Raw genomic sequence first — 21,329 nt, 5'->3', positions numbered from 1 at the left:
ACCCTACTTGCCAGTAAGAAGTCGGAGGAGAGCAACGTGCAACGCGAACAAGTTTTAAGCAGTGCGCTCAATCTGTTAGAACAGAAAGGGCTGGCAAATACCACGCTGGAGATGCTGGCAAAAGAAGTCTCAACCGAGGTCAGTGATCTGACCCGATTTTGGCCAGATCGCGAGGCATTACTGTATGATTGCCTGCGTTATCATGGTCAGCAGATAGATACCTGGCGGCGTCAATTACAACTGGATGAAACATTATCGCCGAAACAAAAGCTACTGGCGCGCTACCAAACTCTCAGTGAACAAGTGCAAAACCAGCGCTATCCCGGTTGCTTATTTATTGCTGCGTGTAGCTTTTATCCTGATGATGAACACCCTATCCACCAATTGGCTGAACAGCAAAAAGCAGCTTCGCTGTACTATACGCTGGAGTTGTTGAGAGAGATGGAGGCCGATGATGCCGAGATGGTCGCCCAGCAGATGGAGTTGATTTTAGAAGGTTGCCTGAGCAAGTTATTGGTGAAACGCCAACTCGCCGATGTTGAGGTTGCCAAATGCTTGGCGGAGGATGTATTGGAAGTCGCTCAATGCCGAAAAAATGGTGCGCTGAGTTAAGCCGCACTGGGCTGAATTTCAGGCCAATTCACACAGACTTTTTGTTTTTTGCCTGAAAAGAGAGCGATCAATACCGTTTTAGTCGTTTTAAGCTATAAATGCGTTGACGATCAGCGGCTAATACGGTTTAATGCGCCCCGTTGCCCGGATAGCTCAGTCGGTAGAGCAGGGGATTGAAAATCCCCGTGTCCTTGGTTCGATTCCGAGTCCGGGCACCATATTTAAAGAAACCAGCTTAACAGCTGGTTTTTTGCTTTCTGCCGTTTGGATTCACCATAGCACGCCAGTTATGCCCTGCGACAACTCACTCTGAAATCAGTCCTTCACCCCTTGGTCAAATAGCCGTATCCCTCGCCCGCCGGCGATATAGAGTGGATTTGGGGTTGGGGCATATTGGTAAGTGATTTCTTCTTATCAGAAATCAAGCTATTATCTGCTGATATTTTCTCCCCATCTATTTGCTCGGTTGAAAGTTCCAATGTCATTAAATCTTACGCCCATTTCTTTCATTACTTTATGAGCAAATGGTGCCGATAGTTGTCTGATATAAAAAGGCTCGTTGACTACAAAATGATGTATTGCATGATACGATGCTTCTTAAAATACAAACTGTGAAGTAAATCATGTTCAATTTCATGTGCTAAGGAAATACAAAGGGCATTAATTATTATACATACCCACCATGCTATATACCCATTTATATAACATAATGAACTAATAACACTAATCATAGTGGATAAAATACCAAAACCCAATGCATCCTGGTATTTTAATATACTATATTTTTCCTTTACTTCCTTACAGTGATTAATTATGGCTTTCCTTACTTCCCGAATCCTTATTTTATCATTGGGTTTTTCTGTATTTATAATGCTTGTGTTCATGATATATTTCCTATAGTTATTTAATCTTTATGACAAGGTGTGTGCATAATATTTGACGTGTAACTTCTCGGTGAATTTCTTTGTGTAGTCTGAGTCAACTATTGGCGCGGTTATTAACTCAGATGGCGGGAATATTGATGCTAGAGAATAATACTCCATGCTCTTGATACCGCAATGGCACTTGGAACCAATCAGGTACATGATCAGTATCCTTAACTATAAATCTTTCTAATACCATCCCAACGGGCGCGCTATATAGAGCATTCCCTGCCCAGAACTTACATGAACCGGAGGTTAGAAAGTGCAAGCGCAATTTTTCCGGTGTATTTTCGTGACTTACTGTAGTTTTGAGATTCTTTACGTTAGTGCCATTAGCAATTTCTGAACAGCACATAGAATATATGCAATGCAAATTGTTTACTTCGTCATGATATTTATCCCTCTGAATAGTGTCAGACGGTGTGAACATAATATTCCCTGAAATTTGGTGAGTAGATATTGTTAATGAATGGTCTAATGCACCGACCAATCCTATATTTTCACATAGATCATTTAATTCATGACTTTTACTTTGATCAAGCCACATATCATTGTGCATTGATTTTTTTGAAAAGTCACTTTCATTCTTTTCATTGTTAAATCAATATAGTCACGCCTTGAAATTTCAAATTAGCATTTGGCAATGGTGGCTTGAATATTTTCATAAGATTATTATTACAATTCACATCAGATTATAAATAGGTAAACTGTCATAAGATATTCATGTTTTAAAAAATTATGCAGTGTGAAAATGATATTAATGATTAGTATATTAGCTATTAAAATATACATTACATATAATTCATTTTGATTAAAAATCATCAATTACAGTGAGTGAAACTTGTCACGATAATTATATTTCTAATTATTTAAATATAATTATCTAGCTTATTAAAATAATGAGCGTCAGTGATTTTACTTATAAATAGGGAGGTTAGACTGAAATCGTCTCAAGATGAGCTAACGCCGGAGTGACTGTGCTAGCTCATCCATCTGAATTTGTAAGATTTTTCATTTTTCGTCAGTAACAAAACCACTCATCGCCACTCTCAAATCCTGATTGACCGAGCCTATTTCCCACACCCCCAGCCAATATGAGCCTATTTCACCCTAATTTAATGATGCGGATCAATATATTGCCCTTTACTCATTGATCAAATGCTTATGATTATCATTTAATTTATCATCTAGATCGTCATTGAGTTTGTTATGAATATTGATTTAATGCCATATCATGCCCGTCCGGGGCCGCTACCTTTCCCCAAGCGCTGGGCCACCATGCCGTGGCGCGATAGCCGCCCATTACCGGCGGAGTCACTACAGACTTGCTGGCAATCACTGCTGCAAAAGCCGCTGCCACCGAATAAGCGTTTGCTTTATTTACATATTCCTTTTTGTGCCACTCACTGCACTTTCTGTGGTTTTTATCAAAATCCATTACAACCAGAAAGCACCGCGCGCTACACCGACTACCTGCTGCGGGAACTGAGTATGGAAGCTGGCAGCCCGCTGCTACAAGGGGGGCCGATTCATGCAATTTACTTCGGCGGCGGCACCCCCAGTGCGCTGTCAGCGCCACAATTACACAGCATTATCAGCCAATTGCGTAAAAGTCTGCCGCTGGCCCCGGATTGTGAAATAACTATTGAAGGCCGTATTTTCAATTTTGATGATGAGCGGATTGATGCTTGTCTGGAGGCTGGTGCCAACCGTTTTTCTGTTGGGATTCAGACCTTTAACACCCGTATTCGCCAGCGCATGGGGCGGAAAGCTGACCGTGATCAGGCCATTAGTTTTCTGACTAACTTGGCCTTGCGCGATCGTGCTGCGGTGGTCTGCGACCTGATGTTTGGCTTACCACATCAAACCCCCGAAACTTGGCAAGAAGACTTGGCTATCGTGCGCCAATTGCCGCTGGATGGTGTTGATTTGTATGCCCTTAATTTGTTACCAACCACACCATTAGCCAAATCAGTGGAAAATAACCGGGTGGAACTGCCAGCACTGGCGCAGCAATGTGACTTTTACTGTCACGGTGCCGAAAATCTCGCCCAGGCGGGCTGGCATCAGTTAAGTAACAGCCACTGGGCGCGCACGACCCGTGAACGCAATCTTTATAACCTGTTGATCAAGCAAGGGGCAGATTGCCTAGCCCTGGGCAGTGGTGCGGGGGGGTCTTTGCAAGGGCATGCTTACATGCAGCACCGCAGTTTAGATAACTACTATCAATTAATAGACAGCGGGCAAAAGCCTTTAATGATGATGACGCAAGCCAGTGGCGAACATCCGTGGCGGGCTAAATTGCAAAGCGGTATTGAAGTCGGCCGCCTGAACTTGCATGAATTAATTCCCGACCCATCCCCCTTGCAGCCATTGATTGCACAGTGGCATCAGACCCACCTGCTAAAAGATGACAGTTTCTGTCTCCGGCTCACAGATAGCGGGCGCTTCTGGGCCAGTAATATCATGCAGGCCCTGCAAAATATTATTCCCTCACTAATGACTACGGAACGCCACTTATGAACCGTCCATCGCCTAAAGATAACTCATCCTTGGCCGAATTTCTTGCCACGCAGCCGGATGGCACACTGGAACAAATTGCACAGGATTATCAGGTCAGCCCACTCGAAGTGGTGCGCGCCTTACCCCAACGTGTTTTAGTCAGTGCCGACCAATTTGACCACGTGTGGGACAGTATGACGCAGTGGGGAGATGTCACCACCCTGGTGCACACTGCCGATATTATTCTGGAACACAAAGGCCCATTGCCGAGTGGTTTTCATCGTCACGGCTATTTTAATCTCCGCGACAAACAAGGGCTTAGCGGCCATATCCGAGCACAAAACTGCCAAGCTATTGCCCTGCTGGAGCGCCCATTCATGGGGATGGCAACGGCATCGGTACAATTTTTTAATCAGCAAGGTGATGTGATGCTGAAGGTCTATGTGGGCCGTGATGAGCACCGCCAACTGCGGGCTGACGGCCTTGCCGCGTTTCATCAATTGGCTCAACAACTCACGCAACAACATGATATAAATGAAAAAAGTGAGGGAACACCATGAAACCTTGGCTGATATTCGGTGCCGGGCATGGTGTGGGCGCACACCTGCTCGCGCTGGCAAATCCCGCCCCCCACTCTGGCCAGCAGCTGCGCCCGGTCACGCTATTAATACGCAATCCGCAACAAGCAGCAGCCCTGCGCAGCCAGGGTTTGACCGTGGTATGTGGCGATGCTTGTGATCCTGAAAGTGTGTACCAAGCTTGCCAACTCGTCGGGCCAGAGGCGGCCATCATTTCAACATTAGGTGGCCGCACGGCTGACTATCAGGGCAACCGGCTGATTATTGATACTGCCGAGAAACTTGGCTTGAAACGTATGCTTTTGGTTACATCCATTGGCTGTGGTGATAGTTGGCCAACACTTTCCGCCGCCGCCCGCGCCGCTTTTGGTCAGGCGGTTCGTGAAAAGTCACTGGCTGAGAGCTGGTTACAAACCAGTGGCCTGATTTATACCTTAATTCGCCCCGGCGGCTTGCTGGATACACCCGCGACAGGAAAAGCCGTCCGTTTACAAACTGAGGCGCACGGCTTGGTCAGCCGCGCGGATGTTGCATTGCACCTGAGCCAGATGGTCGAAGATCCCGCCAGTTATCACCAAATTTATGCACTGGTCAATCCTGGATTAGCACGCTAATTAAAAGCTAATTAACAATAAATATGTCTTGATGTAACATTGGACTATGATTGATAATGCTTATCACATTGATAGTCGTTATCATTACCTTGCTGGCTATATGGATAAACAGTTGAACAAAGCACCAATAATGAACGATGAGTCTGCTACTGAGTATCCGGCGGACAGTAAGCCCCTGTCTATCACCAGCGAACAACTGCTGGGAGAGTATGGTGTCGCTTTTATCGTCCATCAGGGCGAATGCTATCAATTGCGCCAAACCAAAGCTGGGAAATTAATACTGACTAAATAATATACCGAAAAATCTAAAGCCCTCACGGTTGTCACTCTGAGTGTGAAAGATATTAATGCAAGCCACCCAGATTGAATAATCAAGGCAGCCAGCAACCTATTTATTTGTTTTGCATATGATTTTTTTTGCATAGAAAATATGGAGAATTGCCGACATGCCTCGTTTCACTCCCGACCGTTTCCGCTGGTCCCCTCTCAGTTTGGCCATCGTTTGTAGCCTGCCTCTGGCGGCTCAAGCTGCTGATACCACATCCACCACCGCCACAAGCAGCAAAAAACACACCACCGACACCATGGTGGTCACGGCAACCGGTAATGAGCGCAGTAGCTTTGAAGCGCCGATGATGGTGACAGTGATTGAAGCCAACACCCCCACCAGTGAAACCGCGACCTCTGCTGCAGATATGTTGCGCAAAATTCCGGGGCTGACAGTCACAGGCAGCGGGCGAGTTAACGGGCAAGATGTCACATTGCGGGGCTACGGCAAAACTGGCGTACTCACCTTGGTTGATGGTATTCGTCAAGGCACCGATACCGGCCACCTGAATGCCACTTTCCTCGACCCAGCACTGGTCAAACGGGTTGAAGTGGTGCGCGGCCCCTCAGCACTGCTGTATGGTAGCGGCGCATTGGGTGGGGTGATTTCTTACGAAACAGTCAATGCCGCTGACCTGTTGTTACCGGGCCAAAACACCGGCTACCGGGTTTACAGCTCCGCCGCAACCGGTGATAACAGCTTCGGCCTAGGGGCCACAGCTTATGGCCGCACTGATGATGTCGATGGCATTCTCTCCTTCGGCACCCGCGATATCGGCAATATCCGTCAGAGTGATGGATTTAAGGCACCGAATGATGAAACCATCAGTAACGTCATGGCAAAAGGGACTTGGCGTATTGACCAAATCCAATCTTTGAGTGCCAATTTGCGTTATTACAATAATAACGCGATAGAGCCAAAGAACCCGCAAACCAGCGCAGCATCCAGCAGCAATATCATGACCAATCGCTCGACAATTCAACGTGATGCTCAGCTTAAATACCACATTAAACCGCTGGATCAAGAATGGTTGAATGCCACCGCCCAGGTTTACTACTCCGAAGTAGAAATCAATGCGCGGCCGCAGGGCACACCAGAAGAGGGGCGCAAGCAAACCACCGAAGGGGGCAAGCTGGAAAACCGCACCCGCCTGTGGACAGATAGCATTGCCTCACACCTGCTGACTTACGGCACTGAAGCATATAAACAAGAGCAAACGCCGGGCGGCGCCACCGAAAGTTTCCCCCAAGCCGATATTCGTTTTGGCTCGGGTTGGCTGCAAGACGAAATCACCTTGCGCGACCTGCCGGTTTCCATTTTAGCCGGTACCCGCTATGACAATTATCGCGGTAGCAGTGAAGGTTATGCCGACGTCGATGCCGATAAATGGTCATCACGCGGCGCGCTGACAGTCACCCCCACAGACTGGCTGATGCTGTTCGGTTCCTATGCGCAGGCTTTCCGCGCACCGACCATGGGTGAGATGTACAACGATTCCAAACACTTCTCCATTCCTATTGGTGGCGGCAGATTCATCACAAACAACTGGGTGCCGAATCCAAACCTAAAACCGGAAACCAACGAAACTCAGGAATACGGTTTTGGTCTGCGCTTTAGTGACTTGCTGATGGCCGAAGATGACCTGCAATTCAAAGCCAGTTACTTCGATACCAACGCGAAAGACTATATCGAAACCAAGGTCAACATGACCGCCATGACCACCACGTCGGTGAATATCGATCGCGCCAAAATTTGGGGCTGGGATGCCACCATGAGTTACAAAACCGCCCTGTTTAACTGGGATCTGGCCTATAACCGCACCCGGGGTAAAAACCAGAATACCAATACTTGGCTCGAATCCATTAACCCAGATACCGTGACCAGCACCTTGGATGTGCCCGTCGCCAACAGTGGTTTTGCCGTCGGCTGGATTGCCACCTTTGCTGACCGCTCTCAGCCATTAAGCACCGGCAAACGCCAGGCCGGTTATGGCCTCAATGACTTCTATGTCAGCTATAAAGGTCAGGAGCAATTTAAAGGTGTGACCACCACCGTGGTGTTGGGTAACGCATTCGACAAAGAATATTACGCGCCACAAGGTGTGCCGCAAGATGGCCGTAATGCGAAATTCTTCGTGAGCTATCAGTGGTAATTGATCGAAAAAGTTAGTCTGAAATAACACATCCGGTAATTCAATCCTCGAATGACCGGATTATCATGTCTACCTGTCACCTGCATATAAAAAATCAATAGAATGAGGAAGTTATTATGAGCAAGTCAATATATGAACAGTATCAGCAAGCAAAAGCCGATAACCCAGGCAAATATGCTCGCGATTTAGCCACACTGATGGGCATATCAGAAGCGGAACTGACCCACAGCCGCGTCGGTCATGATGCCAAACGCCTGAAAGCTGATGCCCGCACATTGTTGGCCGCATTAGAGGCGGTCGGTGAAGTCAAAGCTATCACCCGCAATACTTATGCGGTGCATGAGCAAATGGGGCGCTATGAGAATCAACATCTGAACGGCCATGCGGGTTTAATCCTCAATCCGCGCGATTTAGATTTGCGTCTGTTTCTCAATCAATGGGCCAGCGCATTCACATTGACAGAAGAAACTCGCCACGGTGTGCGTCATAGCATCCAGTTCTTCGACCATCAGGGCGATGCTTTGCATAAAGTGTATGTCACTGAACAAACTGACATGCCCGCCTGGGAAGCACTGCTGGCGCAGTTCATCACCACAGAAAACCCACAATTGCAGCTAGAGCCACTAAGCGCACCTGAAGTAGCAAAACCGACCGCCACGGATGAAACAGTCGATACCGAATGGCGCGCCATGACTGACGTACACCAGTTTTTCCAGTTGCTCAAGCGCAATAATCTGACGCGCCAGCAAGCATTCCGCGCAGTGGGTAATGACCTAGCTTATCAGGTTGATAACAGTTCACTGACCCAACTTTTGCATATTGCCCAGCAAGAACAGAACGAAATTATGATTTTCGTCGGTAACCGCGGTTGTGTGCAAATCTTTACCGGCATGATTGAAAAGGTCACACCGCATCAAGATTGGATTAATGTTTTCAACAAGCGCTTCACTCTGCATCTGATTGAAACCGCTATTGCGGAAAGCTGGATTACCCGCAAACCCACTAAAGACGGGTTTGTCACTAGCTTGGAACTGTTTGCTGCGGATGGTACTCAGTTGGCTCAACTTTACGGCCAGCGCACTGAAGGGCAACCAGAACAAACTCAATGGCGTGAGCAGATTGCTCGCCTAAATAATAAGGATATCGCCGCATGAGACTAAGGTTACTGTCACTCCCTTTCATTCTGTTACTGAGCGCCTGCATTCTGCCGCTAAATGCTTTAGCCGCAGAACGTATCGTCACCATTGGTGGTGATGTCACAGAAATTGCCTACGCACTGGGTGCGGGGGGCGAGATTGTGGCCCGTGACAGTACCAGTCTACAGCCTCAGGCAGTGCAGAAGCTGCCTGATGTTGGTTACATGCGCATGCTCAATGCTGAAGGGATTTTGGCGATGAAGCCGACCATGCTGCTGGTCAGTGAGCTGGCGCAACCTTCACTGGTGCTTAAACAGGTCGCTGACAGCGGTGTGAATGTCGTCACCATCCCCGGCCAAACCACACCGGAAAGTGTGGCAGTAAAAATAAGCGCGGTCGCCACAGCACTGCATCAGCAGGAGAAAGGGCAAGAACTTATCAAAGACTATCAGCAGCGTTTGAGTGGCGTGAATAACACGCCGCTGCCGGTCAAAGTGCTGTTTGTCATGAGCCACGGCGGGTTAACGCCGATGGCCGCAGGTCAAAACACCGCCGCGGACGCCATGATCCGCGCCGCTGGGGGTAGCAACGCGATGCAGGGGTTCAGCCGCTATCGTCCCCTGTCACAGGAGGGTGTGATTGCCAGCGCCCCGGATTTATTACTGATTAGCAGTGACGGCGTAAGAGCGCTAGGGGGCAGTGAGGGCATCTGGAAATTACCCGGGATGGCATTAACACCCGCGGGTAAAAATAAGCGCCTATTAGTCGTGGATGACATGGCGCTGCTGGGCTTTGGTCTGGAAACCCCACACGTGCTGGCGCAGCTGCGCAAAAGTATGGAACAAGCGCAATGAATTGCCGTATCCACCCGCGCCTGATGCTGAGTATCTTGTTGATGATTCTGATCATCTTAGCGCTCGGCTCAGCCAATATGGGTGCATTGACGCTCTCGTTCCGCACGTTGTGGCACGCCTCACTAGATGATGCTATGTGGCATATTTGGCTCAATATCCGCCTGCCTCGCGTGCTGTTGGCGGTGGTGGTTGGCTGCGCACTGGCCGTTTCCGGCGCTATCATGCAAGGGTTATTCCGCAACCCGCTGGCAGACCCCGGTTTGCTGGGTATCAGCAGCGGTGCGGCTCTGTGTGTCGGCCTGATTATTGTTATGCCGTTCAGCCTGCCGCCCCTGTTGGCACTTTACAGTCATATGGTTGGCGCGTTTATTGGCAGTCTGGCGATTTCAGTCGTCATTTTCACCCTCAGCCGCTGGGGGCATGGCAACTTATCGCGCTTGCTGCTGGCCGGTATCGCCATTAATGCGCTGTGTGGTGCCGCAGTTGGGGTATTGACCTATATCAGTGATGACCAACAGTTACGCCAATTTTCCTTATGGAGCATGGGCAGCTTAGGTCAGGCACAGTGGTCAACACTTATGGTAGCCACCTCATTGATTTTGCCCGCGTGTGTACTCGGTTTGTTGCAAGCTCGTCAATTAAACCTGTTGCAACTGGGGGATGAAGAAGCGCATTACCTCGGGGTCAATGTACGGCAAGCCAAATTGCGCCTGCTGCTGCTCAGCGCGATTTTAATTGGTGCCGCCGTTGCGGTCAGTGGAGTGATTGGTTTTATTGGGTTGGTCGTACCGCATCTGATCCGTATGCGTATTGGAGCCGACCACCGCTGGTTACTGCCTGGTGCTGCGCTGGGCGGGGCTTGCTTATTACTGACCGCCGACACGCTGGCCCGAACCTTGGTAGCACCGGCTGAAATGCCCGTCGGGTTGATAACCAGTTTACTGGGCGGCCCTTATTTTCTGTGGCTGATTTTACGTCAGCGGGAGCAACGCAGTGGTTAATAGCGCGTTATTAACAGCGAATCAGCTTTCTTACCATGTTCAGGGGCAAAGGCTGATTAATCATGTTTCATTACACATCGCCAGCGGGGAAATGGTGGCGATTATCGGGCCAAACGGCGCGGGCAAATCCACCCTACTGCGTTTATTAACGGGCTACCTTTCTCCCTCTGAAGGCCAGTGCCAGTTGCTGGGCAAAGATCTCAATAGCTGGCAGCCCCAAGCATTGGCGCGCACCCGAGCAGTGATGCGCCAATACAGTGACTTGGCCTTTCCATTCAGTGTTAGTGAAGTGATTCAAATGGGCCGGGCACCTTATGGTGCGGCACAAAATCATCAAGCATTGCAAGAAGTTATGGCGCAAACAGACTGCCTAGCTTTGGCACAACGCGATTACCGTGCACTCTCGGGCGGCGAGCAACAGCGGGTGCAACTCGCGCGGGTATTAGCGCAATTGTGGCAACCGGAACCGGCCCCGCGCTGGCTGTTCCTTGACGAGCCGACTTCGGCATTAGATTTGTATCATCAACAACATACCCTGCGGTTACTGCGTCAACTCACTAACCAAGAACCCTTGGCTGTATGCTGTGTTCTGCATGATTTGAATCTGGCGGCACTGTATGCCGATCGTATTTTACTGTTAGCGCAAGGTGAGCTGGTGGCCAGTGGCACACCAGAGCAAGTGCTCAATGCTGAAACGCTGACCCGCTGGTATCAGGCTGATTTGGGAGTTTCGCGTCACCCGGAAAGCGCCCTGCCACAGATTTATTTGCGTCAGTAAGAAACTCAAAACTCACTTATGGCTGGTTTTGCTGTGCTAAAGCGACTTTCGGCTCAGCATCAGCCAACAACTCGTAAATTGTCTTACCCACTTTTTGCACTGCACGTTCAATTTCAGCCGTCATCGGCTTGCTGTAACTCAAGCGCAGACAATTGCGGTATTTCCCTGAGGCGGAGCTAATAAACCCAGCCGCCACCTGTATCCCCAATGGTAATAAGCAGCGATTAAGACGCAGACTATCAAACCCGTGCGGCAATTCGACCCATAACATAAAACTGCCCTGTGGCCGACTTAAGCAGGTATTGGGCGGGAAATATTTCATCACCCAAGCGGTCATAATGTCGCGATTGCGTTGATATTGGCGGCGCATTCGGCGCAAATGCTGCATGTAATGGCCCTGCTTGATAAATTCAGCCATCGCCAATTGGGGTAATGAAGCAGCTCGCCCGGCAGAAATATATTTCATATGCAGCGCTTTATCTAAATAGCGCCCCGGTGCAATCCAGCCGATACGCAACCCCGGGGCCACCGTTTTTGAGAAAGAACTGCACAGCAATACTCGCCCGTCATCATCAAATGAAGCAATCGTTGGTGGGCGGGGATATTGATAGGCCAGCGCACCATACACATCATCTTCAATTATGGCGACATCATAACGCTGAGCGAGTGTCAGCAGCGCTTTTTTGCGTTCATCGGGCATATTGTAGCCCAGTGGATTATTGCACGTTGGTGTGAGTTGAATAGCTTTAATCGGCCATTGATCTAGCGCCATTTCAAGCGCCTCCAGACTGATTCCCACCACAGGATCGGTTGGGATTTCAATCACTTTCATGCCCATCCCTTTCAGGGTTTGCATCGCACCGTGGAAACTGGGGGAATCCACCGCCACAATGTCACCGGGCTGGCAAACCGCACCTAACGCAATCGCCAGTGCGCCATGGCAGCCGGATGTAATAATAATATTGTCAGCCGATTGATGATTGCCGCTATCCAGCATCAGACGAGCAATTTGCTCACGTAATACCAGCGTGCCATAAATATTGTCATACTCCAGCACTTCTTCACTCTGATGAAGGCTAATACGGCTCAATAAACGACTGAGAATTTTCAGCCCAGGGCCAGAAAGATCCGGCGAACCCACGCCCAAATGAATAACATTCTCCTGATTGCCTCTTTGCAGAAATGCCAGCGTATTTTCCCACTGCGATATCTCGACCGGCCGCTGTGCATGGGTACACGTGGCGGGCAAAGAGGGCAAATTTGAACTACACCGCACGAAATAACCCGACTTTGCACGCGCCTCAATCAACAGACACTCTTCCAACTGCCGATAAGCTTGTTGTACGGTACTAATGCTCACCCCATGCTCGTCACTCAATACTCTGACCGAGGGCAGCCGCTCACCTGCAATATAAAGCCCTTCTTTAATCCGCTGACTCAAAATATCAGCCAGTTGTTGGTAACGAGTCATTGATTTCACCTGATAAATAAATAATTTTTCTCATTAACTCCAGTTGCAGTACCTATGCAACATAAAGTATGGCGAACAGAACCAGTACAGACAGCACGAAATTGCACCATTCAGTTGATATATCTCATATCTGTATGGAAATAATAGTCCTAATTTGCATCTGTAATGTTTTACGTCCAAGCTTCATGCTAATGGCTCACCTACTGACGGGGAGTCAATAATGAATAATATAATTGAAGATCAAATAGATGAATGCTGCTCGTCAATTACTCGAGCTACAAAAAATCGCCCTAATATTTTTATTCGCTTGTGGCTAAAAACATACAGATATGGATGTCAATGGAATGAACAGCGCAAAACAGCCAATACACTGGAGCGCTTAAACACGGATCAATTGAAAGATATTGGCCTAAGCCGAGAGGATATTAAACGCGATTATAGCCGCCCATTTTGGCGTTAAATCTAGAGCAGTGGCCCGTCGAGAGGTGGGCCACGAGTTATTTTAGCCTGACCACTTAATGACACTCTCTCACTCCGCCACACTGACACTGCGCTAAATTAACCATCATTTCAGGATATAAATCCGAAGCCAAAAATGCAGATATTCCGCCTTTCAAACTGAATATTTGCGAGTGCGGCAGTTTATTTGCCAACAGACTGGCAGCCCTTTGGCTACGAACGCCGGACTGACAATACAAAATAATAGGCACATCATTGCGACATTCATTATCGATACTTTCTATCTCAGCAAGTGGAATATGTTCCCCGCCGATAGAGACCTGCTCACGCTCATGTGATTCGCGAACATCAATCAGATGGATAACCGTATAGGCATGAATAAGATCATTAAACTCCTCAAGGCTCATAATAAATTGATCTGATACTGCGGAACTGCCACACACCATAGGCATTTCTTCCAGTATTTGAGACCAGTTAGGGTCTCTTAATGGATTATCCAACGAGGTAGAAAAATGGGTCACGTATTCAATGTGTAGATAGGGTCATTGCAGGTAATGCTCACGCTCAATGAACGTGCCGATTATCTTGTCATGCATTTCTGCCGATTTTGAGTACCCAAGCGTTTTGCGATTCAGTCGTTTTAACCGGTTACGAAGATTCAGGTTTTTGCGTTCAATCCGCTGGGTGTAAAGCTTACCTGTGATGTCTTTTGTAGCCGGTAACATCTCATAAGCACTGAAGTTGTCTGTACACCAGAAGGCGACTCTGAAGCCCGACAGTAAACCCAGTAATTTGCACTGCGTCATTTTGCTCCTGCGCCCAAAAGCATGAGCAACAATACGTTTGAGACGAGGCTCCCATGCATACCACAGCCAACGCTGACGCTTTTTATTGCCAACAAACGACCACATTTCATCAACTTCACAGATAAGCTGAATTTGCAGGTTATCCAGAGGAAGCGTGGTTACAACTCTCGGCGAGAGTTTTTTAGTGTGCGCACAACGGCATTAATGCTGATATGTAAAGCTCGGGCAGTGTCTCGAATACCGGCATTGTTCATTGCAAGGTCGACAATTTGTGATTTCATGCCGGGTTGGCAGGCGCGATAAGCATAATCGAGCTGGAAAGTACGGCAGCACGACTGGCACCGATAGCGCTGAAGCATGGCCTTACCCAGGCCATGCTTTTTAACAGATTCGATTTGCTCACAAAACGGGCATTTTACGTCAACTTTAGCCATCAGATGCACACTTCAAAAAGAGTGATTCTACCGCATGATCAACACATTGAATACTTGACCAGTAAATCAGAAGTCGTAACCTACTGTCGCTTGCACAGAGCGCTCTGCCCCCCAGTAGCAATAGGAGGTGTTGTAGCAGGCCGCGACGTACTTCTTGTCGGCGATATTATTCACATTCAATTGCACAAACGCGCCTTTCAGCGAAGCAGCCCAAGTGCCCAAATCGGCGCGAACAGAAGCATCACCCAGTGTGTAAGAAGGCACTCGCAAGGTATTGGCATCATCAGCCCACTGCTTGCCAATGTAGCGGATACCGGCACCAACATTGATGCCATAACCCGCTTCATATTGCGCCCACAGCGAAGCCATATTGGATGGTGCTAATACCGGTGTGTTGCCATCATTCCCATCAATAGCATCTTTGAATTTCACACGGTTATAGGTGTAGCCCGCAATCACACTCAGCCGCTCATTAATCTGGCTTCGAGCTTCAAGCTCCAGCCCCTGTGAATTCACCTTACCTGCTGGCACATAATAAGTGGCGGGCACGGCACGGTTTGCCACATCATTTTGGGTCAGGTCATATAACGCGGCGGAATAGAGTGAAGAACTGCCCGGCGGTTGATATTTAATCCCCACTTCATACTGCTCGCTGGTCATCGGCTTGAGCAGTTTTTGCTGAGCATCCGGGAATAAACTTGGAGTGATAGCTTGGCTATAACTCACATACGGTGAAATGCCACTATCAAAACCATACAGCAATGAAGCGCGCCCACTGGCGTGTTTATCGGTGCGCTCATCCGTACTGTTGGCGGTCTTATTGATATTTTCCGTTTTCATCCGATCATAACGGCCAGACAAATTCAGATGCCAATTATCCAGCTTTATTTCATCTTGCAGATAAATGCCACTCTGCTCATAGCGGCGATTTAAATAGGATGAATTGATGCCAGGAGTCGTCAGCAAATAATCGCGGTACAGTGTGCTGCCACCAGAAATACCGGTGTAAGGATTCAATGTGGTAGCAAACGCACTGTCGCTACGTAGATTGTTGCTGAATTTTTGAAAATCAAAACCGAGTAACACTTTGTGTGCAACCGTCGCCGTAGCGAAATCAGCAGCCAGTTGATTATCAACAGCAAATGCATTGAGAGAGGCGTCTTCGCCAGAATAATAGCGATTCATGAGAGTGCGGTCGCTATTCCAGCCCCCCTGATAAACCTGCTCTAACTGACTATTAGCATGGGTATAGCTGGCATTTTGTCGGAAAGACCAAACATCATCAAATTTATGTGCAAATTCATAACTGTAGATTTGCTGCCAACGTTTAAATACGTTGTGATTGGTTTCACCATCAAAGAAACCGCGACTTAACTTCTGCCCATAAATACTGCCATCGGCAGGAACCGCACTGTGGTAGCCGCCAGAGGGGTCTTTTTGCAAATTAGCGCGCAATAACAGTGACGTGTTTTCATCCGGTTGCCACAATAATGACGGCGCAATTGCATAGCGCTCTTCGCGTTGATGGTCATACATGGTGTTGCTATTACGGGTGATCCCCGTTAAGCGAAAGGCCCAATGTTCGGCAATCGCATCGGTATAATCAAAGGCGACATTTTGCGTATTGTGATTACCGGCAGTCAGGCGAAAATGGCCCTCAGAGGTAAATTGTGGGCGTTTGGACGTCATCATCACCAAGCCACCGGGGATACTTTGACCATACAATGCCGAGGACGGGCCTTTGATAACATCAATACGTTCGAGGAACCACGGATCGACCTGCAACACATTATAACTGCCGCCATCGCTGAGCAGCCGCAGCCCATCCAGGAAAGTGTTGTTCACATCACCGCCATGAAAACCGCGCAAAGCAATAGTGTCATAACGAGTCGCGCCGCCGGAAAAACCGGTGAAGACACCGGGCGTGTAATTCAGCGCCTGGTTAACCGTCGCCACATTTTGATCATCCATTTGCTGGCGGGTAATGACCGACACTGACTGCGCAGTCAGAATTAACGGCTGGTCAGTTTTTGTTGCCCCTTTGGTGGTTTTGGCGGTGTAACCCAAGGTGGGTAAATCTGCTGCGTGGCCTGCTTTAGCAGTCACTTCTATTGTGTCATCAGCCATGGCAGTGCATGGCATAAAAATAGCCAGTGAGCACAACGCGGCAGAACGCTTTATTAAAAAAGCCGAGAACATAGTTATCTTCCCCAGATAATTATCCCCAAAAAACTTGGCGTTATTGGTTGACGGCAAGTCACAAGGGTATAGGCATATAAAATAGAGGGTGATTAATCAGCATCCATGCTATTTCCGCAGGGCAAACTCTCTTACCTGCGCGCCACATATCGTGGGTCCATAAGTGCAGCGCACAATTTATTAAATGAGAGCGTTAATTACAATGATAATTATTATCTTTATTATTTAATATTGTGAAAGTAATTATCAGAGTAAGATTATTCAGTCAGCCGTCGTCTATGCCACAATAGCTTTCTGCTAGGCTTAACGGCATAGCTCTACATATTAACGGGTTTATTGTGGCACTCACTTTGGGGCTGACAGGCTTTATGGAAAAGAATGGGTATTTAGTTTCACCGCGGCGCGATTCCCTGCAATTTCTGCTACGAACATGCCCAGTACGAACATATCTGCGGCTAACATTTCTACTGATTGCGCTTATTTTTACGGCAACAACCGGCACGGTTTTGGCGGCAACAACCGCAGATAACACCGCCGCAAGCAGTGAAGAGCCGGCCAAACCCGCGATATCCGTACAGTTAATTAGCCTGCAAAAACAATTAGATAAAATAAAGCAGAATGTTTCTGTCAGTACATCTGATAGCGAGTTGAATGCGCTAAAAGAAACATCGCTCGCGCTGGTGCGAGATGCCAACATACTGCTGGAAGACCTGAAGCCCAAACTAGAGCAACTGCAAACACAATTGGATGTTTTAGGCCCGCCGCCGTCGGCTGGAGCACTGGCTGAAACCCCGGTAGTGGCCCAACAGCGCCGGGTTCTCAATACCCGGAAAGTCCAGTTGGATGGCCAGAATGATCAGGCCCAAGCCATCAAGACCAATGCAGAAAATCTGGCGACGCAAATTATCGCCTTACGGCATTCAGCATTGAAGACCCAAATCGCCCTCAACTCCGGCAGTATTCTGGGTGCGCATTTCTGGGCGCCTATCATTAATCCCAATGCAGATGACGATCAACGGCTGAAAGATTTTATCCAAGAACTGGCGGATGCCTGGAGTGCAGCTTGGGAGCCAGAATGGCGGGTTGGCACCACGATATACCTGCTGCTGGCGCTGTCTATTAGTGTTTTTGGGTTTAAATTCCTCGACAATTTGACCGCCTGGTTCTGTACCAAATGCCTGCCACAAGGCCCATTGCGCCGCAGTTTTATGGCATCCGCCACCACACTTTATACCGTGTTGATTACCGTCACGGTGGCACAATGCATCATCCAGACATTCACTCGCACGCCAGATGTATCATTGGTTGTGATGAATTTTTCGCAAGTTTTTGTTCAGCTAATGTTTTTCTCCGCACTGGTGGCCGGTCTTGGGCGAGCATTCTTATCTAATCAGCGCCCCTCATGGCGATTGCCCGCCATTGCGGATGAAGTCGCCGCCTCACTGACGTTATTTCCGCCGCTATTAGCCATCTGCATTATGATTTTTGGTGCGATTGATCAGATGAACAATATGATCAATATCAGCGTGTCGGGGACAATTTTTGGTAACGGTATATCAGCCCTGTTAATGGCTCTCACCGCAGCGATTATTCCCTTACGAGCCAACCGAATACGGCGTAATTTGGTGGCCAATGGTGAGAAACCCGAGGCTTATTCCACACTGGCGGGGTTAATTCATGTCGCTATCGGCATAACTGCATTGGCCATATTACTGTCACTGTTAGTGGGCTATATCGCACTGGCGAAATTTTTGAGTTATAAACTGGTCTGGAGCTGTTTAGTCCTCGCCTGTCTATATTTACTGACCCACCTCTGTGTTGATTTAGCCGAGAGTATTTTTTCACCCACTAGCCGTGCCGGGAAGGCGATTAAGCAATCACTGAATATTGACGATCGCCATTTGTCACAAGCCGCTACATTATTATCCGCCACCAGCAAAGTGTTGCTGATATTGCTGGCCGCTCTTGCTCTACTCGACGGTACTTTTGGCTCGACCACGCCAATTTCACTGCTACAAAAGGCCGTTGAGCTATTAAGTGGTGAGGGGCTGGAAGATTTAAATATTGTCCCAGCTAATTTACTGAACTCAGTGATTTGTCTGCTGGTCGGGTTGTATGTGCTCAAAGCGGCGCGCCGGTGGCTGAGTCATGAATTCCTGCCCAAAACCCAGATGGATTCCGGGATAAAAACCTCGGCGGTCACACTGTTTAGTAATATCGGCTATGTGCTGGTTATTTTGTTGACCCTATCAGTGCTGGGGATTCAGTGGAATAAATTGGCCTGGATTGTCAGCGCGCTGTCAGTTGGTATTGGCTTTGGCTTGCAGGAAATTGTGAAAAACTTTATTTCCGGCATTATTTTGCTCACCGAGCGGCCCGTCAAGGTCGGGGATTTAATCAGTATTAGTGGGGTGGAGGGGGATATTCGCCGTATAAATGTCCGCGCCACTGAAATTCAACTCAGTGACCGCTCTACCGTCATCGTGCCAAACTCTCAATTGATTTCACAAAATGTGCGCAACGCCACAATGGCCAATGCCCAAGGGGTGGTCACCATTGCCCTGACCTTCCCGCTGGATTTAGATATTGAACTGGCACAATCGCTGCTGATAGCGGCTTATAAAGAGCATGAATCAATACTGGAAATGCCAGAGCCGTCAGTGAAATTCAGTCAGTTAAGCCCGGATGGTATTGTGCTCAGTGTCACCGGCTTGGTGCCCAGCCCGCGCATGGTCAGTAACACCAAAAGTGCTTTGTTATACAGCATATTAAAACGGCTGCGGGCGGCGGGTGTGTCACTGGCCACCGCAGTACCGGCCAAAACCACACCGGCGGCAAACTGATGTTGAGGCGGCCATCAGCATGATGGCGCTAATGGCCGCTCAATCACTTATTTCGCCAAACTGCTGCGCACTGGAGTGATGGGCATTGATTGCACCAATCACTCATCTTGTTGCCCGAGGTTAGCGCTGAATCAGGTAGCGAATGGTCGGGCCATCTTGCTGAATATCCAACACGGTATAGCCGTAATTTCGGGCATCTAACGGAATATTATTAATAGATTGCGGGCAGTCACTGATAACTTCCAGGATTTCGCCCGGTTGCAGTTGCGGCATAGCTTCGAGTGTGGCGACGGCGGGATACGGGCAAGGTTCGCCCACCATATCCAAACGATAATCGGGCACAATAGCAGGATGGGTTGCTCGCTTATCAACTGACGAAGAATGGCTCATGATGGCTCCTTAATCAGAGTGGATGTGGCCGCGTTCTGCTTGCGAAAGAAGCGCTTTTCCCACCACAGCATGGCGGCAAAGGCGGCGGCCAACATCAGGTAGGTCACCAGTAACCCGCCGATCGGCCCGAAGGTTTCCAATAGGTTGACTTTGTCATAATCGGTGGCCAAAACGGGAGCAAAATCATCCCAATAATAGGCCAGAATAGTCGCGCCAATAATATTTCCCAGCCCCACCCACCAATAGTGAATTTGCCCCTCTACCGCGCGATACATCCAGCCGGTTTCACAACCGCCGGCCAATACAATACCAAAACCGAACAGTAAACCACCGATCACCGCATTTGGCCCGGCCCACAAAATCTTGGGCGCTACCCCCAGCTGCACATAGCTGAAAATACCAATCGCACTGACCGCCATCCCCAGAATAATCGCTTTCGCCATATGGGTACGGCCGGTTATCCACAAATCGCGAAACGCGGAAGTAAAGCAAATCTGCGCCCGTTCAATCAGCAACCCAAAGCCAATTCCACATAACATGGCAATGCCCAGCTTTGGGTGGCGGAACAACTCAATTAACGACCAACCTAATGCCAGAATAAACACGACCATGCCCAGGCGAAAACGGCGTGCCGCTCTGGCCGGATGCTGGGTCAGCGGCGAGGCGGCGGTGACTTTTTGTAATTTCACCGGGATGCGAAACAGCGGCAATAAGGTAAATTTAGCACCAAAATATGACCCCGCGGCTGTCGCGAGTGCAAAGAACCAAGCATGCAGTGAAAACTGTGGAATACCGGTAAAGAACGCCGCCAGATTGCAGCCCATCGCCAGGCGCGCCCCAAAACCGGCGATAATGCCACCGACCAGCGCTTGGGCAATGCGGATACCATGCTGCGGTTTACGCAGTTTCACATTGTTGGCCCACAGCGCTGCAGCAATACATCCGGCAAACATCCCGATAATCATCATGCCGTCGATACGGTCCAGCGGTGTCCCCTCTAGCCCGATAACTTTAAAGTAGCCCCACTCCTGCGGATGGGCGCCCAATAGCTGCATCAGGTGGCCCCCCCAACGGGTGAACTCCCCGGTCACCGCCCAAAAAGTGCCAGTCAAACCAAAGTAATAAGTCGCTAGAATACCCGCCGCAATCACCGCCGGCAGTGGTGCCCAAAAACGCACCAAATATTGAGATTTAAACATCTGCCAGCTCACACTGACACCTCCAAAATACGTGTTGTCACAGACCAAGT

Annotated in this window: 20 protein-coding genes and 1 tRNA gene; 13 read left to right on the top strand and 8 right to left on the bottom strand. The window is 48.7% G+C overall.

Annotation, left to right across the window (positions count from 1 at the left end):
* The first annotated feature begins 36 nt into the window (after positions 1 to 36).
* A complete protein-coding gene (locus D5F51_RS01955) occupies positions 37 to 612 on the top strand; it encodes a transcriptional regulator (RefSeq protein ID WP_129195462.1) in 576 nt (191 codons plus the stop codon).
* A gap of 142 nt (positions 613 to 754) precedes the next feature.
* Positions 755 to 830, top strand: a tRNA-Phe gene (locus D5F51_RS01950).
* Positions 831 to 1,175: 345 nt separating this feature from the next.
* Here D5F51_RS01950 and D5F51_RS01940 read toward each other — a convergent pair.
* Positions 1,176 to 1,496, bottom strand: a complete 321-nt coding sequence (locus tag D5F51_RS01940) for a hypothetical protein (RefSeq protein WP_129195461.1) — start codon at positions 1,494 to 1,496, stop codon at positions 1,176 to 1,178.
* A gap of 118 nt (positions 1,497 to 1,614) precedes the next feature.
* Positions 1,615 to 2,082, bottom strand: coding sequence for a hypothetical protein (locus D5F51_RS01935; RefSeq protein ID WP_129195460.1), 468 nt, complete (start codon positions 2,080 to 2,082; stop codon positions 1,615 to 1,617).
* A 662-nt stretch (positions 2,083 to 2,744) separates the two neighbouring features.
* On the opposite strand from D5F51_RS01935, the gene hutW reads away from it, so the two are divergent.
* The 9 genes from hutW (at position 2,745) to D5F51_RS01890 (ending at position 11,478) form a co-directional block, all read left to right on the top strand.
* Entirely contained in the window at positions 2,745 to 4,058 is a 1,314-nt protein-coding gene (hutW, locus tag D5F51_RS01930; RefSeq protein ID WP_129195459.1) for a heme anaerobic degradation radical SAM methyltransferase ChuW/HutW, read from the top strand.
* Positions 4,055 to 4,597, top strand: coding sequence for a heme utilization cystosolic carrier protein HutX (hutX, locus tag D5F51_RS01925; protein WP_129195458.1), 543 nt, complete (start codon positions 4,055 to 4,057; stop codon positions 4,595 to 4,597). The genes hutW and hutX overlap by 4 nt, the downstream gene beginning before the upstream one ends.
* On the top strand, positions 4,594 to 5,229 hold the full coding sequence (locus D5F51_RS01920; RefSeq protein WP_129195457.1) for an SDR family oxidoreductase: 636 nt from the start codon (positions 4,594 to 4,596) through the stop codon (positions 5,227 to 5,229). The genes hutX and D5F51_RS01920 overlap by 4 nt, the downstream gene beginning before the upstream one ends.
* 46 nt (positions 5,230 to 5,275) lie before the next feature.
* Positions 5,276 to 5,521, top strand: a complete 246-nt coding sequence (gene hemP / locus D5F51_RS01915; protein ID WP_129195456.1) for a hemin uptake protein HemP — start codon at positions 5,276 to 5,278, stop codon at positions 5,519 to 5,521.
* A gap of 154 nt (positions 5,522 to 5,675) precedes the next feature.
* Complete coding sequence (locus D5F51_RS01910; protein WP_129195455.1) at positions 5,676 to 7,709, top strand: TonB-dependent hemoglobin/transferrin/lactoferrin family receptor; 2,034 nt, start codon at positions 5,676 to 5,678, stop codon at positions 7,707 to 7,709.
* A 116-nt stretch (positions 7,710 to 7,825) separates the two neighbouring features.
* Entirely contained in the window at positions 7,826 to 8,863 is a 1,038-nt protein-coding gene (locus D5F51_RS01905) for a hemin-degrading factor (RefSeq protein WP_129195454.1), read from the top strand.
* Positions 8,860 to 9,699, top strand: a complete 840-nt coding sequence (locus D5F51_RS01900; protein WP_129195453.1) for a heme/hemin ABC transporter substrate-binding protein — start codon at positions 8,860 to 8,862, stop codon at positions 9,697 to 9,699. The genes D5F51_RS01905 and D5F51_RS01900 overlap by 4 nt, the downstream gene beginning before the upstream one ends.
* Complete coding sequence (locus D5F51_RS01895; protein WP_025379772.1) at positions 9,696 to 10,700, top strand: FecCD family ABC transporter permease; 1,005 nt, start codon at positions 9,696 to 9,698, stop codon at positions 10,698 to 10,700. Before D5F51_RS01900 ends, D5F51_RS01895 begins: the two co-directional genes overlap by 4 nt.
* A complete protein-coding gene (locus tag D5F51_RS01890; protein ID WP_129195452.1) occupies positions 10,693 to 11,478 on the top strand; it encodes a heme ABC transporter ATP-binding protein in 786 nt (261 codons plus the stop codon). Before D5F51_RS01895 ends, D5F51_RS01890 begins: the two co-directional genes overlap by 8 nt.
* 16 nt (positions 11,479 to 11,494) lie before the next feature.
* Here D5F51_RS01890 and D5F51_RS01885 read toward each other — a convergent pair whose 3' ends face one another.
* Entirely contained in the window at positions 11,495 to 12,949 is a 1,455-nt protein-coding gene (locus D5F51_RS01885; RefSeq protein WP_129195451.1) for an aminotransferase-like domain-containing protein, read from the bottom strand.
* 220 nt (positions 12,950 to 13,169) lie between these two features.
* On the opposite strand from D5F51_RS01885, the gene D5F51_RS01880 reads away from it, so the two are divergent.
* Positions 13,170 to 13,409, top strand: a complete 240-nt coding sequence (locus tag D5F51_RS01880; RefSeq protein ID WP_025379775.1) for a DUF1127 domain-containing protein — start codon at positions 13,170 to 13,172, stop codon at positions 13,407 to 13,409.
* A gap of 55 nt (positions 13,410 to 13,464) precedes the next feature.
* On the opposite strand, the gene D5F51_RS01875 is transcribed toward D5F51_RS01880, so the two are convergent.
* The 3 genes from D5F51_RS01875 to D5F51_RS01865 form a co-directional block, all read right to left on the bottom strand.
* Positions 13,465 to 13,860 (bottom strand): rhodanese-like domain-containing protein, encoded by a 396-nt coding sequence (locus D5F51_RS01875; protein WP_129195450.1) that lies wholly within the window; start codon positions 13,858 to 13,860, stop codon positions 13,465 to 13,467.
* 90 nt (positions 13,861 to 13,950) lie between these two features.
* A protein-coding gene (locus D5F51_RS01870) for an IS1 family transposase (protein ID WP_129195449.1) occupies positions 13,951 to 14,648 on the bottom strand; the annotation gives its coding sequence in 2 pieces (ribosomal slippage) (positions 13,951 to 14,399 and positions 14,399 to 14,648; 699 coding nt in all).
* Between the two features lie 66 nt (positions 14,649 to 14,714).
* Positions 14,715 to 16,847, bottom strand: a complete 2,133-nt coding sequence (locus tag D5F51_RS01865) for a TonB-dependent siderophore receptor (protein WP_129195448.1) — start codon at positions 16,845 to 16,847, stop codon at positions 14,715 to 14,717.
* 368 nt (positions 16,848 to 17,215) lie between these two features.
* Here D5F51_RS01865 and D5F51_RS01860 point away from each other — a divergent pair, with 368 nt between their 5' ends.
* Positions 17,216 to 19,690: a DUF3772 domain-containing protein gene (locus D5F51_RS01860; protein WP_425471846.1), complete on the top strand. Its 2,475-nt coding sequence runs from the start codon at positions 17,216 to 17,218 to the stop codon at positions 19,688 to 19,690.
* 120 nt (positions 19,691 to 19,810) lie between these two features.
* On the opposite strand, the gene yedF is transcribed toward D5F51_RS01860, so the two are convergent.
* Together yedF and yedE are read right to left on the bottom strand one after the other, a co-directional pair.
* The gene (yedF, locus tag D5F51_RS01855) at positions 19,811 to 20,080 is read right to left on the bottom strand and encodes a sulfurtransferase-like selenium metabolism protein YedF (RefSeq protein WP_025379781.1); all 270 of its coding nucleotides are present in this window, start codon (positions 20,078 to 20,080) and stop codon (positions 19,811 to 19,813) included.
* Positions 20,077 to 21,291 (bottom strand): selenium metabolism membrane protein YedE/FdhT, encoded by a 1,215-nt coding sequence (gene yedE / locus D5F51_RS01850; RefSeq protein WP_087769225.1) that lies wholly within the window; start codon positions 21,289 to 21,291, stop codon positions 20,077 to 20,079. The genes yedF and yedE overlap by 4 nt, the downstream gene beginning before the upstream one ends.
* Between the last annotated feature and the right edge of the window lie 38 nt (positions 21,292 to 21,329).

Origin of the sequence: Yersinia hibernica (genome assembly GCF_004124235.1) — a bacterium.
Taxonomy (GTDB): domain Bacteria; phylum Pseudomonadota; class Gammaproteobacteria; order Enterobacterales; family Enterobacteriaceae; genus Yersinia; species Yersinia hibernica.
The sequence above is the reverse complement of the archived record's forward strand: the minus strand, read 5'-3'. Positions and strand labels throughout refer to the sequence as shown.